The sequence below is a fragment of the Psychrobacter sp. DM4 genome (assembly GCF_051307035.1).
GTDB lineage: Bacteria > Pseudomonadota > Gammaproteobacteria > Pseudomonadales > Moraxellaceae > Psychrobacter.
In genome coordinates this window covers 1,976,605-1,989,589 of the sequence record NZ_CP195536.1, presented here as the reverse complement: position 1 = coordinate 1,989,589, position 12,985 = coordinate 1,976,605, and the positions used below count along the sequence as shown (strand labels likewise).

11 protein-coding genes are annotated in these 12,985 nt (G+C 44.2%); 2 read left to right on the top strand and 9 right to left on the bottom strand.

Features of this window, described 5'->3' with window-relative positions:
- Positions 1 to 27 precede the first annotated feature (27 nt).
- The 4 genes from ACR64G_RS08395 to ACR64G_RS08380 form a co-directional block, all read right to left on the bottom strand.
- A complete protein-coding gene (locus ACR64G_RS08395; RefSeq protein WP_435978853.1) occupies positions 28 to 1,218 on the bottom strand; it encodes a cysteine protease StiP domain-containing protein in 1,191 nt (396 codons plus the stop codon).
- A 74-nt stretch (positions 1,219 to 1,292) separates the two neighbouring features.
- Positions 1,293 to 2,111, bottom strand: coding sequence for an HAD hydrolase family protein (locus tag ACR64G_RS08390; protein WP_435978852.1), 819 nt, complete (start codon positions 2,109 to 2,111; stop codon positions 1,293 to 1,295).
- A 42-nt stretch (positions 2,112 to 2,153) separates the two neighbouring features.
- On the bottom strand, positions 2,154 to 3,395 hold the full coding sequence (locus ACR64G_RS08385; RefSeq protein ID WP_435978851.1) for a phosphoribosyltransferase domain-containing protein: 1,242 nt from the start codon (positions 3,393 to 3,395) through the stop codon (positions 2,154 to 2,156).
- Between the two features lie 84 nt (positions 3,396 to 3,479).
- Positions 3,480 to 4,703 (bottom strand): S1 family peptidase, encoded by a 1,224-nt coding sequence (locus ACR64G_RS08380; RefSeq protein WP_435978850.1) that lies wholly within the window; start codon positions 4,701 to 4,703, stop codon positions 3,480 to 3,482.
- 353 nt (positions 4,704 to 5,056) lie between these two features.
- On the opposite strand from ACR64G_RS08380, the gene ACR64G_RS08375 reads away from it, so the two are divergent.
- On the top strand, positions 5,057 to 6,256 hold the full coding sequence (locus ACR64G_RS08375) for a sugar transporter (protein ID WP_435978849.1): 1,200 nt from the start codon (positions 5,057 to 5,059) through the stop codon (positions 6,254 to 6,256).
- Between the two features lie 47 nt (positions 6,257 to 6,303).
- On the opposite strand, the gene ACR64G_RS08370 is transcribed toward ACR64G_RS08375, so the two are convergent.
- Positions 6,304 to 7,455 (bottom strand): ATP-grasp domain-containing protein, encoded by a 1,152-nt coding sequence (locus ACR64G_RS08370; protein WP_435978848.1) that lies wholly within the window; start codon positions 7,453 to 7,455, stop codon positions 6,304 to 6,306.
- A gap of 222 nt (positions 7,456 to 7,677) precedes the next feature.
- Between ACR64G_RS08370 and ACR64G_RS08365 the strand changes: the two genes are divergently transcribed.
- Positions 7,678 to 8,943, top strand: a complete 1,266-nt coding sequence (locus ACR64G_RS08365; RefSeq protein WP_435978847.1) for a TerD family protein — start codon at positions 7,678 to 7,680, stop codon at positions 8,941 to 8,943.
- A 123-nt stretch (positions 8,944 to 9,066) separates the two neighbouring features.
- Here the strand turns inward: ACR64G_RS08365 and ACR64G_RS08360 are convergent, their stop codons facing one another.
- The 4 genes from ACR64G_RS08360 to ACR64G_RS08345 all read right to left on the bottom strand — a co-directional run bounded on the left by ACR64G_RS08360 (position 9,067) and on the right by ACR64G_RS08345 (position 12,700).
- Complete coding sequence (locus ACR64G_RS08360) at positions 9,067 to 9,678, bottom strand: TerD family protein (protein ID WP_435978846.1); 612 nt, start codon at positions 9,676 to 9,678, stop codon at positions 9,067 to 9,069.
- A 61-nt stretch (positions 9,679 to 9,739) separates the two neighbouring features.
- On the bottom strand, positions 9,740 to 10,492 hold the full coding sequence (locus ACR64G_RS08355) for a TIGR00266 family protein (RefSeq protein WP_435978845.1): 753 nt from the start codon (positions 10,490 to 10,492) through the stop codon (positions 9,740 to 9,742).
- Positions 10,493 to 10,651: 159 nt separating this feature from the next.
- Positions 10,652 to 11,227 carry a TerD family protein gene (locus tag ACR64G_RS08350; protein WP_435978844.1) on the bottom strand — a complete coding sequence of 192 codons (576 nt, stop codon included), beginning with the start codon at positions 11,225 to 11,227 and terminating at the stop codon, positions 10,652 to 10,654.
- 372 nt (positions 11,228 to 11,599) lie between these two features.
- A complete protein-coding gene (locus ACR64G_RS08345) occupies positions 11,600 to 12,700 on the bottom strand; it encodes a DUF475 domain-containing protein (RefSeq protein ID WP_435978843.1) in 1,101 nt (366 codons plus the stop codon).
- Between the last annotated feature and the right edge of the window lie 285 nt (positions 12,701 to 12,985).

Genomic DNA, 12,985 nt, shown 5'->3' with positions numbered 1-12,985 from the left:
TAGGACAGTCGTAGAAGCTCAAATCTCTCAGCTACGTTGCTTGATCAAAGTGATGGCTTGATAGGGCCGTATTTTATCACCTAATATACTGATAGTGATATCACGATCTTCGCATAAATGACGCAATAATAAAGTATCAGGATGGTCGGATGCGGCAAGTAAAATGCGCTCAGGATCACGGCGTAATATAGCCCGCGTTGCCTCTGCAATGGTCGGCTTAATGCGATTGCGATTGGTGATGTTATAGTCTACTGCTATTTTATCTATGAGATCAGAGGTCTGATACCGAGGCAGAGCAAACGTTGGCAAACCTAGCAAAGGTGTTGCTATTGTACGCCTCGTTGCATCAATACGATCAACCAGCGCTAAGCTATGATCCTTATCACTCAAGTTATCATAGAACACGCTGCGATGTAGTCCTAATTGCGGCTCAGTATAGAGGCTGCGTGATATGAGTCCTGACACGGTGCTGTTTAATAAACCTGATGGAATGAGCCAATCATCTTCGCTCGCCGCAAGCCAAGCGACGCCCGCTGGATCAGCCAGTGTCAGCAGGGGAATAACGTCTTTTCCTTGATGAAAAATATTTTCAAAATGGGGGTGACTGCTATCGCTAAATGGCTCTAAGCTACGAGCTAGTTCCTGATAAATAGCGCCTTTGCCTGTCCAGCCATCGACGAATACGATAGGGCTGTTTGGATAAAATTCCAATATCATTTGCAAAGCAACAGCATCTAAACCGCGATCACGAATAATGCTGATACCAAAATGCACACTTGGCAGCGCATAGCTGCTATCAGCATCTGAATTTTCATTATCTGAATTTCCATTATCTGATAAGGCCCGTTGTAATAATACGCCAATTGGCAAACCTGCCCGTACTAAGCTGACCAATACTAATGGATGCTCAACATTGACAGTCTGCTGAAAAATACGACTTAGCGTATAAGCTAAATTGGCAATATCGGTTGCGGTTCTATCTGTGCCTTGATCCAGTGCCTGCTTATACAGTTGCTCATGCATGGCTGTTGGTGCTTGCTCTAGGGTTAGCATGTCCGAATAATGACGCTGTCCACTTTGAATCAGCGCTTCTTTTTGAGTGACGGGCACATCGGTAACCGCGTCTTTAGCGACGATGTCGAGCAGTACAGTGACATCGCTAGCAAGATAACTGCCTGAGCCGTAATGGTTTAATTTTTGAAGATTAGGGTTGGTCATAAGAGGTTCTTTCTCGTATAAGCTGTTGTTATTATAATTATTGATATTTGAGAGTTGTTAAGAGCCAAAAACCATTAAGAACTAAGATTGTCATGCAGCTGACCGTGATTGGGCATACCGTACCAATCAAGTAGTTGCAGAAACGGCAAATCTGCCAGACTGTCACCAAAGCCAAAACTCGGACGCTGACTGTCTAAATGATGATCTAATAAAAACTGTACCGCATGTTGCTTATGAATAGCATGCGGCAGTATCGCTAGATTATTAGCATTAACATGCACATAAAAGTCCTGTGCAAAATCACGGATCAATGTAGGGAGCTTCTCGGCTAATTCTTTTAATGCTCGATGATCTTTTTTGGCATGTTTTATCGCTAGATAAATGGTTAATTCTTCGTTAGTAGAACCAGCATCAAAGTTATCAATATGCGGCGTAAATACCAGCTGACTGTTATCATTTTTACTATGACTGGCAAATAGTTGGCTTAACTGATTCAGTTTATTTTGCAAGGGACTTAGCTGCTGATACATATGCTGTTGCCATGTGCTTAGTAGCTCGCCATTACTGGTTAAGATAATCGCGCCATGAGTCAGCACTTGCCAACTGTTAAAAGGCAGCTTAACGCGTTTAATCTCATCACGGTCACGGGCAGTAACCACTATCAATTCAGTGCTAGCGAGCAACCAATTAAAAAACGTCGCTTGTCGTTGACTCATAAAGCTAAGCGGCTCGTCTTGTTTATTTACCGTCGCACAAACTAAGTTTTTAGGGTCAGCAGTAGGCAGATCCCAAGCCTCAATCTTACGTTGGGTTTGAAATAAAGTGTCGTCCAAATCCATAAGAGCGTATGGTTTTATAAGGTTTGGGTTAGACTCGAAGAATGAGGTGGTCATAGTAGTGTCCGTAAATGATAAGTTTAGAAGTTTGAATGCGATTTAAGGTATAGGACTCATCACCAACACATTATCCAAACTTTGCCACATGGTATCAACACTAGCAGCGGCCGTTTCTACACATAGCACAATCAAATCCCAATCCTTTGGCTCGACATTATAAGCAAAGTTCGTCATGCCCAATCCGTAATTATCATGAAAGCTGAGCATAGTTGTAATTGCACCACCAAGCGCAATCGGTGAACGGGTCAAGGCGCTGAACTTTACTTCATTCTGTGAGCCAGTATTTTGCTCAAGCCACTCCGCTAATAAAAACGGCAACCAGACAAACTCATTACTACCTAAAACCAAAATACGCTGGGGTAATTGCTTTTTAGCAAATATCGCTTGCTCATGAAAGCGTGCAAACTTTGTTTGAAAATTTGCTAAATAATGGGCAAAGCCATTAGTGCTATTTAGAGTGGGAAAGCGTCCCCAATTCCCTGTATTACCCAACGTTTGCGTGCCAGCATCAGTCGTATCAACTGAGGGCATAGTGATCGGTTCAGGATTAGGCGCATCTCTCCATTGCCATGCCCCAGAGAGCAAGTGATGACGCTGAAAGTCAATATTAGGCAAACGCGTTGATATAGTGTCATCAGCATCAGTTGCATCGTGACTTAGCGACCAATCCACCAAAGTTGTGAGATGGACTTGCTCTAATTGGTTCAGACCAGCGTTACGCAGTGCGGTCACGACGTTGACGCAGGTATTACCTGTTGAGGCTTCATCATCAACCATAATCAACGTTTTGCTAGCCAGCAATTGCTCTTGAGTCATTTTATCGCAGCTTTGATAGATGAGATGTTGGCTGGCGTGACTATGGTCTTCACTAAAAGTGGTCAGCAAGGTCTCACTATTATTATCGCTATGCTGTGCGTGACGCGTGGAGTTGAGTAGTACAGCATTCAAATAGCGCGCTTGTAGCGCTTGATGGACGCCTGCAGATAAGCCCACAGCAGTCTCTGCCATACCGATAACTAAAATGGGCTCGGGTAACTTGCTAGGGACTAGGTTTGCCAAATCCGTAAAAGCACGACGCATGGTATGAGGTGCGACGGGAATGTGTCGACCCAAGACTTTTGAGACGAATAAAAACGCACGTTTGGGGTTAATGCGCTGCGCAAAGCCAAGTAAGTCTTCAAGTTCATAGTTTTTATTATTGTTGGTGCTATTGGTTTGATACGTTAAATCTAATGTACCGCGAGGTAAGGTGATGCGAGTACTGTGTTGCTGCTTTGACATTCATATTCCTTGATGTTTCTGATTTTCGGTATTTTTTATTTTTGATAACTCTATAATAGTTTTTGTTTGGTATTAAAGGTCTGTCTAATCCTGACAACCAACTAGCCAGAGCGCGCTGCGGCTTTGTTTGCTCAGTTGCGGTGTGCTTAAATTCGCGGCTGATACAGAATGTGAGTTGTCCAAACTGATGCCAGCGCTCGCGAGTAGGGCGGATAATAACTGAAATTTCACCGCATAGTTCATATTTTGTGCCTGTTCATGGACGAGGCTAGCCGTCACCATGCCGATCACCTCGCCCGTTGGCAACAATAAAGGGCTACCACTAGAGCCGGGCTGAATGGGCGCGGTAAATTGCATATAGCGGATATCGTCACCAAACCCTGTCAATCCTGAGATACAGCCTTGGGTCACTTGCAACTGACTACTCACGCCTGATAGGGGAAAGCCTAGGGTGGTAATGGTCTCGCCCAATATATCTGAGCACTGCTGCGCGAGCGGTAGATAGCTAGGTAGCGGCTCGCGAACTTTAATGATAGCTGAATCACTACCGATGTCGCTCATCACCACTTGCGCCTCTATGTCAGGAGGCCCTTGCTGACGTATAGCAATCATCGCCGCCGACTCAATCACATGATAGCAGGTCAATAGATGATAGGGGCCAATAGCGAACGCTGTGCCCGTCCATGTCTCGCCCGGTTCAACATGACGCGGCGGGCGTAACTCATTGTTTGACTGACCTCGTTGCTGCTGCTGCGCCGATTGAATGAGCGCATGAGTATCTGGTGGACGAGTATCTAGGCTCACTTGCACGCGCTGCTCTAGGCTTGCTAATCCTTGGGTTGAGCTCTCACCTAACGCCCTGCATTTAAACTGTCCATTACGTTTGTATATCTCTAATATAATGGCAGCTTTGACATGGCGCTCGCTCACTATAAAGTCGTAACGTATAGCGCTATTATTCAATCTCAAACTAATATGATTTAATTCAACCGCAGGCAAGTTTAAGCTCGGCTCATAGTAAGCATAGGCAATAAGCTGTAGATAGCTCACATTTTGCGTCTCAAATAGCTTTGGCAAATCAAGCTGCCATCTACTGGGGTTCTCGCTATCATCTAGCTGTGCCCAGTCTTTGGGCTCATGAAGGTAGGCGGGACTACAAGCTGCTTTTCGGCTCTCATCCAAAGGCAACCAAATCAGACCAAGCTGCTGACCAAATTTGAGCGGATTATTTGTAGCAAAAGCAACTGAACACTTAGGATGCTCAATAATGGTATTTGCGCCTAGCACTAGCGTAGTCTGGGCTGTCATTGCCTATCCTCTGTTCAAATATTCGTCATATACTTAGGAGCTAAATCTTATCAAAGTTACCGCTATAGATATACAGGTATATAATACATAAGTTTGTCCATTCTAACGACTTTTGCATAGAACTGGAGGGCAAAGCAGTTTTAATAGACTCAATCAATTACCGTGAACATAAGTCTGATAGATAATCAAAAAACAATGTACTAGAATATGCCGCTGAACGAAACTTGAATCAAAAGTAGAGCTATATTACCGCAAATGAATGCGCCTTACTCTCTACTTATACTCCCTAAATCCTAGCACCCATTTTTGGGTCAGCCGTGCTATATGTGCACTTTTTTATAGTAGTCAGTGTTATGGAAAATAATTTTGAGATAGGGTCAGTGTCTCGCCGCACTCAGTATTTTCGAGTGATCTTGATGGGTATTAGTGCTTTTGTGATTAATACTACAGAATTTGTGCCTGTGGCATTGCTCAGTGACATCGCCAAAGATTTCTCTATCACGGCGGCAGAAACAGGCTGGATGTTAACGCTGTATGCTTGGGTCGTCGCGGCTATGTCATTACCACTGATGCTACTGACCAGCAGGTTTGAGCGCAAGCGCTTGCTACTAGCTGTATTCGTGGTCTTTATTACCAGTCATGCCTTATCTGTATTTGCCTGGAGCTTTCAAGTTCTCTTGGTTAGCCGAGTAGGGATTGCTTTTTCGCATGCGATATTTTGGTCCATTACTGCGGCGATAACGCTGCGGGTAGCACCTGAAGGCAAACGGGCCTTGGCGCTTAGCATATTGGCTACAGGGACCTCTTTAGCGCTAGTATTAGGCGTACCTATAGGACGTATATTAGGACAATGGTTTGGTTGGCGCACGACCTTTGCGGGTATTGGAATCATTGCTTTTATCGTATTTATTTTGCAAGCCAGATTATTACCTACACTGCCTAGTATGTTTAACGGCTCTTTTAGAAAAATCCCAGAATTGCTCAAGAATCCTTTATTAGTCAGTCTGTATGTATTCTGCTTTATTATCTTTACCGCAGATTATGCCGCTTATACTTATATCGAACCTTTTTTGAATCGGGTTGGCGCTATGAGTGAGAACTTAGTGACGCTCATCCTGTTACTATTTGGCGGCGCAGGACTCGTTGGCAGTTATATATTTAGTCGCTGGAGTGACAGATCGAGTACTACCATGATGCTAGTATCTACAGTGCTCATGATAGGGGCGATGCTACTCATGTTATGGACGGCGACATCGATATGGTTATTTAGCATCATCACCGTGATTTGGGGTACAGCCATGATACTGCTAATGTTAACCATCCAGTCCAAAGTGATTGAGATTGATATCAACGCCCAAGACATGGTGATGGCGATGTTCTCGGGCATCATCAACTTAGGCATAGGTACAGGGGCACTGCTTGGCGGTTACGCGGTCACCTATATCTCTCTATCGAGCGTGGGCTACGTCGGCGCTGCCATTGCCTTATTAGCGCTGATACTCGTAATTTTTATGATAAAGCGTTTTCCTGAATTAACCAGCAACAGCCATTAATTTATTGTTGTAGAAGATGAGTCTGCTAAAGTTATAAGGCAGCTAGCTTACTTGAGCATTTCAGCTTCTATCTTGACGCTCGTCATAATAGAGCGTACCTGACAAGGCGTAAATGTTTTTATCATATCCTCAAGCTTGGGTTTGTCCGTGAGTCCAAGCCAATAGCTAAAAGCCACTTGCGTTAGATCGACGCCGCTATGAGAGGTATAACCGATACCGCCTGAGGGACGCGAGTTGATCTCAAGGACGCGGTGCTGACCGTCATCATCAGCTTTGGTCTGTACGCTGACGATACCATCGCAGCCAAAAGCTTTGATTAGCGGAATGACGACATCCATAACCGGCTGCTCGTAACCAATATGCTGGACTTTTCCCGTCTTATGACGGGTGATTGCGGCCAACACTTCACCATACTCGCAGACGACGTCGATAGAGTACTCTTGTCCTGATAAAAAAGGCATGAGTAGCATAGGAATAGGGCGCTCTTTTACCATTTGACTGTTGGTATAAGCATTTATAAATTGTTCGGTGTTAATTTTTCTCTCTTCAGTGAAGTACAAGTGCTCAAAGCTATCATACTGCTCATCTGTCTCTTTACTAGAGTCAAGACGCCAAAACCCTTGGGCAAAGATACCTGTGACCGGCTTTACGCATAGAGGCTGATGACCATGCTCAGCAAGTAATGCTTGTAGCTCAGATGTCGTATCAAACCGCCAAGCGTCTGCTACGGGGATGTTGTAAGCGTGACATTGCTTCATAAAGGTAAACTTATCATCGATAGACTCTAAGGCATCGACGCTCGTTGCGCCTGTCAATAGACGGATACCAGCGGCGCTAAAGGTATTACGGTGTGCTTCATAATCAATACCATTGCGACCGGTGAGGAGCACCTTTACGTTTTGTTGTTGGGCTTGCTCTAATACGAACTGCCAACGCGCCATAGTAGGCTTGGCTTCAACAGGGTTAGCTGTCAGTGACTCCTCATCGCTAATGCTTAAAGAGGGCTCTCGATAAACGCTATCTGCACATTCAAAAATCTCAGGTCGATGATGACGATGTGAGGCGATAATAGTAAATGGCGTATCAGATGATATTTTAAGATCTTGTAAGCTTGCGAGCATATCACGCTGGCTTGATTGTCCTTCTGCAAGCCAAACAGCAGCTGATTTAGAAGTGTTATTGTTGCTTTGATTGTCCATGATAGTCTCAGCCTCACATGTTTTGATATTTTATCTGACAGCCATTATATACAAATGCATTGAGATATAAATCATTATGCAAAGATTGTTCTAATGCTCACATAACAAGTTTTGAGTCTAATTAGAGTGTGCTTGTCCTCGTCAAGTGCTGGCTAAAAATTAAGCTTTATCCATGCTACTATAAGACCATAATAAATCATACTCACGCATCAAGGATAAATCATGAGCCAACCGCAAACACTCGTTGCTGGTGCCAATGCGCCACTGCCAACAGACAACATTAGCATCCGTATTTTGAGTCAAAACGCGATCGATTGCGCCGCTTACCGTATAACGAGCGAGGGCAAAGTACGCGGTGATGGTGATATGATATTTTATGGACAGACGCGTAGTGATGATGGTCATGTGAGCTTTCGAGGTCATGACAGCGATGGGTTCTTTGATATTGATCTGCCTGCGCAGCCTGCAAACATCGATAAAATTGCTCTAGCATTCTCAAGCGCGCAAACCTTGGCGCAGATTGGTGATGTCGACATTCAAGTGTTGCAAGGTAGCCAAGTACTGATGACTTGTCAGCTAAGTGCCAACGGACGTAACGAAAAAGCAATTATCTTAGCAGAGTGTTATCGTCGTCAGGGCAGCTGGAAATTTCGGTTTATCGCTCAAGGGTTTGAAGGGGGTCTCAAACCTTTGTCTGAGCATTTCGGTGTCGAAATCAGCGATGATACTCCTGCCCAGAATCAAAACCAGAACCAATCTATTAATACTCAAAAGCCTATCAACACCCAAAAAGCAGGTAGCGCCGCGCAAACCAGTACGCCGCCACCGATTCCTACTAATTCTACCAGTCCTTCCATTAATCTAAGTAAAATTACCTTAACCAAAAATCAATCTAGTATTAATCTCAAAAAACGCGATGATTTTGGCAAGATATCGGTCAATTTGAACTGGAATCAGCGTCCAGATGCCACTAAGCAAGCACCCAAAAAAGGACTGCTGGGTGACCTATTTAAACAACATAAAGCAGGTGGTATCGACCTTGATGTTGGCGCAATGATTCACCTCAAAAATGGCGAGAAAACGTTGATTCAAGCCTTAGGCAATCGCTTTGGGAGTTTGCAAACGGCGCCTTATGTTCTGTTACGTGCTGATGATAGAACCGGTCAGGTCAGTGGCGGCGAGTGGCTCGATATCAACGGTCAGCAGTGGGCACAAATCGAAGAGGTATTCATCTTTGCATTCATCTATGAGGGCGCCCCAAATTGGGCACAAACGGATGGGGTTGTGACTATTCATGTACCCGATCAGCCACCAATCGAGACCCGCCTGACTGAGGGCGCAGGTAATATGCCGATGTGTGCTATTGCCCGTTTGGTCAATCAGCAGGGTAGTATCAATGTTGAGCGTATCAACCAATACTTTAAAGGTCATCAAGAGATGGACAAAGCTTTTAACTGGGGCTTTAGCTGGAAGCGGGGTAGCAAATAAGTGTTTTAGCATAAGTAAAACAGTAGCATGAAAAGCCAGTCCAAACAAAAAACCGCCCAACGATTAACGCCGGGCGGTCTTTTGTAAGGTGCATAAGCTCTAAATATTTAACTTTAAATCATACTAAGCATGTGGCGTAATAGCAGGCATCAAGTCATGAAAGGTGCGACCAGAGGCTGTTTCGCCAATCGCGTGCATTTTCCACTCATTATTGTGGCGATAGACCTTTGCCATGATCATCGCCGTATGAGTGCCCTGTGACGATAGGTTGTAACGCGCCACCTCAGAGTTGTTATTGGCGTTTACGATACGGCAAAAAGCATTCTCTACCGTCTCAAACGTTTGACCGGTAAAGCTATTGACTGTAAATACCAGTGATACCACGTTGGCTGGTACGCGAGCAAGATCGACATTGATGACTTCATCATCGCCGTCGCCATCGCCTGTACGGTTATCACCCGTATGTACGATGCTGCCGTCCTTTGATTTTAATTGACTAAACCAAATAGCATCCACAGCTTGCTTGTTGCTATCGAACATGATGCACGACGCATCCAAATCGATAGAATCACCGCCACCATTGCCGCCGCCAAATAGCTTACCTAAGAAGCCGCCTTTTTTGTCCTGAGGGCCTTGAAACACATCCCAGCCTAGACCTAGCTTCACTTTGGTAAGCTCGCCGCCTGCTTCTTTACTTAGAGAGATCTTTTGACCTTTTTGTAGACTAACTGCCATGTCATTATCCTTATACTAGTTGTGAGTGATAAGTGGTAAGTAACCCAATCTTAAAATTGGTTTATAAAATATTATCTAAAAAACCGCCACTACCGCCGCGTCCACCTGAGCTACTACCCAAGATACTTTGTAACCAGCCCTGATAGCTGTCACGATTGCGTGAGCAGATGATGACTTTGCCGGAGCCTGAAAAGTTAAGTACCATGCCCTCGCCACTAGTGACCGAGTTGATGATATTGCTCATGATGCCTTTTTTCTTGCTGGTTGAGACCGAGAGTTTGTACTCAAGGTTTGAGTCCCAGCAGACCACATGACCATTATCGATGATGACGTCTTTGTCCGGTGTGACATCAATTTCAAACAAAGAGCCAAAACCTGACACGACGACTTGACCTTGACCTTGCGTTTGCATCACCATAAAACCGCCAGTATCACCGAATACTGCGCCGCCAAGGTTACGTTGAATATTGGCTCTGATATCGACGCCTGTTTGTGCGGCGACAAAAGCGCCATCACTGAGCGTATATTGCTGCGCGCCGACATCAAGGATCTGCATATCACCGTCAAGGGTAGGGGCCAGCAGGCAATCGCCTTCGCCGCCCGTCGCTTCAATCTGCTGCTGAAATAGAGATTCGTCATTGGCAAAACGGCGCATAAGCGATTGCATCAGACCGCCTTGCAACTTGCCTTTTAACTCAAGATTGGACTCCATCATCACCATGGCATTGGCTTCACAATAAATTGAATCGCCCTTTTTTAGGTTGCAATGTAAAAAGGGTTCAATAGTACCGATTAAGCTGAATGTCGCCGCCATGAGTTGCCAATCCTTATGCTGATAATTTTAATGTATGCCTTAAAGCTAAAGTATAAATATTAAACTCTAAATAATTTTAAAGCTACCAAACACGTAAAGAACGTCCTTGATAGCTTATAGGGTATCTCTAATACTCAAAACGCCGGTTCGACATTATGATTAGACATTAACGCCGTAAGAAGACGCTAATGGTCCAAGGCCACCGCTAAATCCTTGACCTACAGCACGGAATTTCCAATCACCGCTGTGACGATATAGCTCGCCAAAGATCATCGCCGTCTCAGTGCTACCATCTTCTGATAGGTCATAACGAGCAAGCTCGCTATTACCATTATCGTTAACGACACGGATATAAGCTTCGCCAACTTGACCAAAGTTTTGGTTGCGGCTTTGACCTTCATAAATGATAGCACATAGCGCAACTTTGCTTACATCAGCAGGAATACTGGCTAGATTAACTTTGATTTGTTCATCATCGCCATCGCCTTCACCCGTACGGTTGTCACCGGTATGCTCAACCGCGCCATTGTCTGATTTTAGATTATTAAAAAAGATAAAGTCCTGATCGTTACGCACTTTACCGCCTTCATTGACCAAGAACCCAATAGCATCTAAGTCAAATTCTTGACCGTCAGTGGCACGTGGATCCCAGCCTAAACCGACAGTGATGTTCGTCAGACCCGGTGCTTCTTTTGATAAGTTTACGTTGCCGCCTTTTGATAAGCTAATAGCCATAAAAGTGTCCTTTGGTTTTTTGATTAAAAGTGAAATAGAATGCTTTTATCTACATGAGCTTTTACTACTCATATTCTAACAGTATAGTTTAAGCCACAAAGCTATCTAAGCTATCTAAGCTATGAGCCGTGTCTAATTACATTTTACTATACTAATCCCATGCTCAGTAAGCAAGGCGAATTTTGACTATACGTCGTATGTTTACTAAGACACACCATACTTGCAACTTAACGATACTATTTGGCAATTTAATTACGTTTTATACCCGTAGCTTTGAGCACTAATCAATGTCCAAATGCCAACTTATAGACAAAAAAATAGGTTATATCAACATCAATGATATAACCTATTATTAATACTTACTAAAACTGATTAATCAAGCTGCTTAGTTTTTAGATCCGCATCGTGAGAAGGATTGAGAAGCGCCTCTGCCTTACGATATCTAAGCGATGCCCACAGTGCTAAACCGATAAAGGCGATACCAATAAGGCCAGTAATCAGCTCTGGTACATGGAACTTGACGGACAGTAGCATAATAATAGCAAGCGCACCGATAGCGTAGTGAGCACCATGCTCAAGATAGATGAACTCATCAAGCGTGCCTTTGTCGACCAAGAATATCGTCATTGAACGCACGAACATCGCACCAATGGCTAGGCCTAGCATAATGACGATAACATCATTAGTAATCGCAAAAGCGCCAATAACCCCATCAAAACTGAATGAAGCATCGAGCACCTCTAGGTACAAGAAGCCTATGATACCACCGCGCATGATAGCGCTGGTTGCAGCACCTGTACTATTGCCATGCTCGTCTAGCTCCTCTTCAAGATCACCCTCAAGCATTCCCGAGACCACTTGAACGCCAAGATAAACTAATATACCCCAAACACCCGCGATTAGTACCGCTGCAGCTTGTGTGTCAGTAGCGAATGATACGGCAATCATAAGGACGATAAGAGCGATAAATACGCTCATAGCATCCACTTTGCCAAATTTCGCTAAGCGACTCTCAAGCCATTTAAACCAATGTACGTCTTTGTCATCGAACACAAAGTTCAAGAACACAAGGAGTAAGAAAATACCACCAAAGGCTGAAATCTCAGCATGGTGCGCCATCAAGCGAGCAGAGTACTCTTCAGGATTGTTCAACGCCAAGTCGATAACTTGCATCATACCCAAATCAGCCGTCACCGCGACGATGACAATAGGGAAGACCAGACGCATACCGAATACAGCAATCAAAATACCGATGGTCAAGAAGATCATCTTCCAAAAGTCATCCCAGCCTTTGAGTACCGAGGCGTTGACTACCGCGTTATCAAAGGATAACGAGATCTCCATAACGGCCAAAATAGCAGTAATCGATAGCGTAGCGATTAGCCCGCCGATACCGCCATGTGAATATCCCCACCAAGCGGCTACCGCTAAAGCAATAGCGGTGAAGATAAAATCTAAATAAAAATGTCTCATGACACATCCTGTCTGATTGTACAATGCAAGTGTAAAAGTCAAGTTTAAGCGGTCACTTAACCCCTGCAAAAAAAGGGTTACGCCATAAAAAGGTGACTACGATAAGCCACCTTGAAGAACGCTAATGAGTACGCTACGTTTACTGTAAGCTATTATATAGTGTTTTTGGCTCGATACTAATAGGGATATCGACGCTACGTTCTATATCACTTTTACTATAGAGCTTTATGGTGGCGAAGAATTAAAAATAAAGCGCTGGAAGCTAAAATATGCAAGCATTTACAC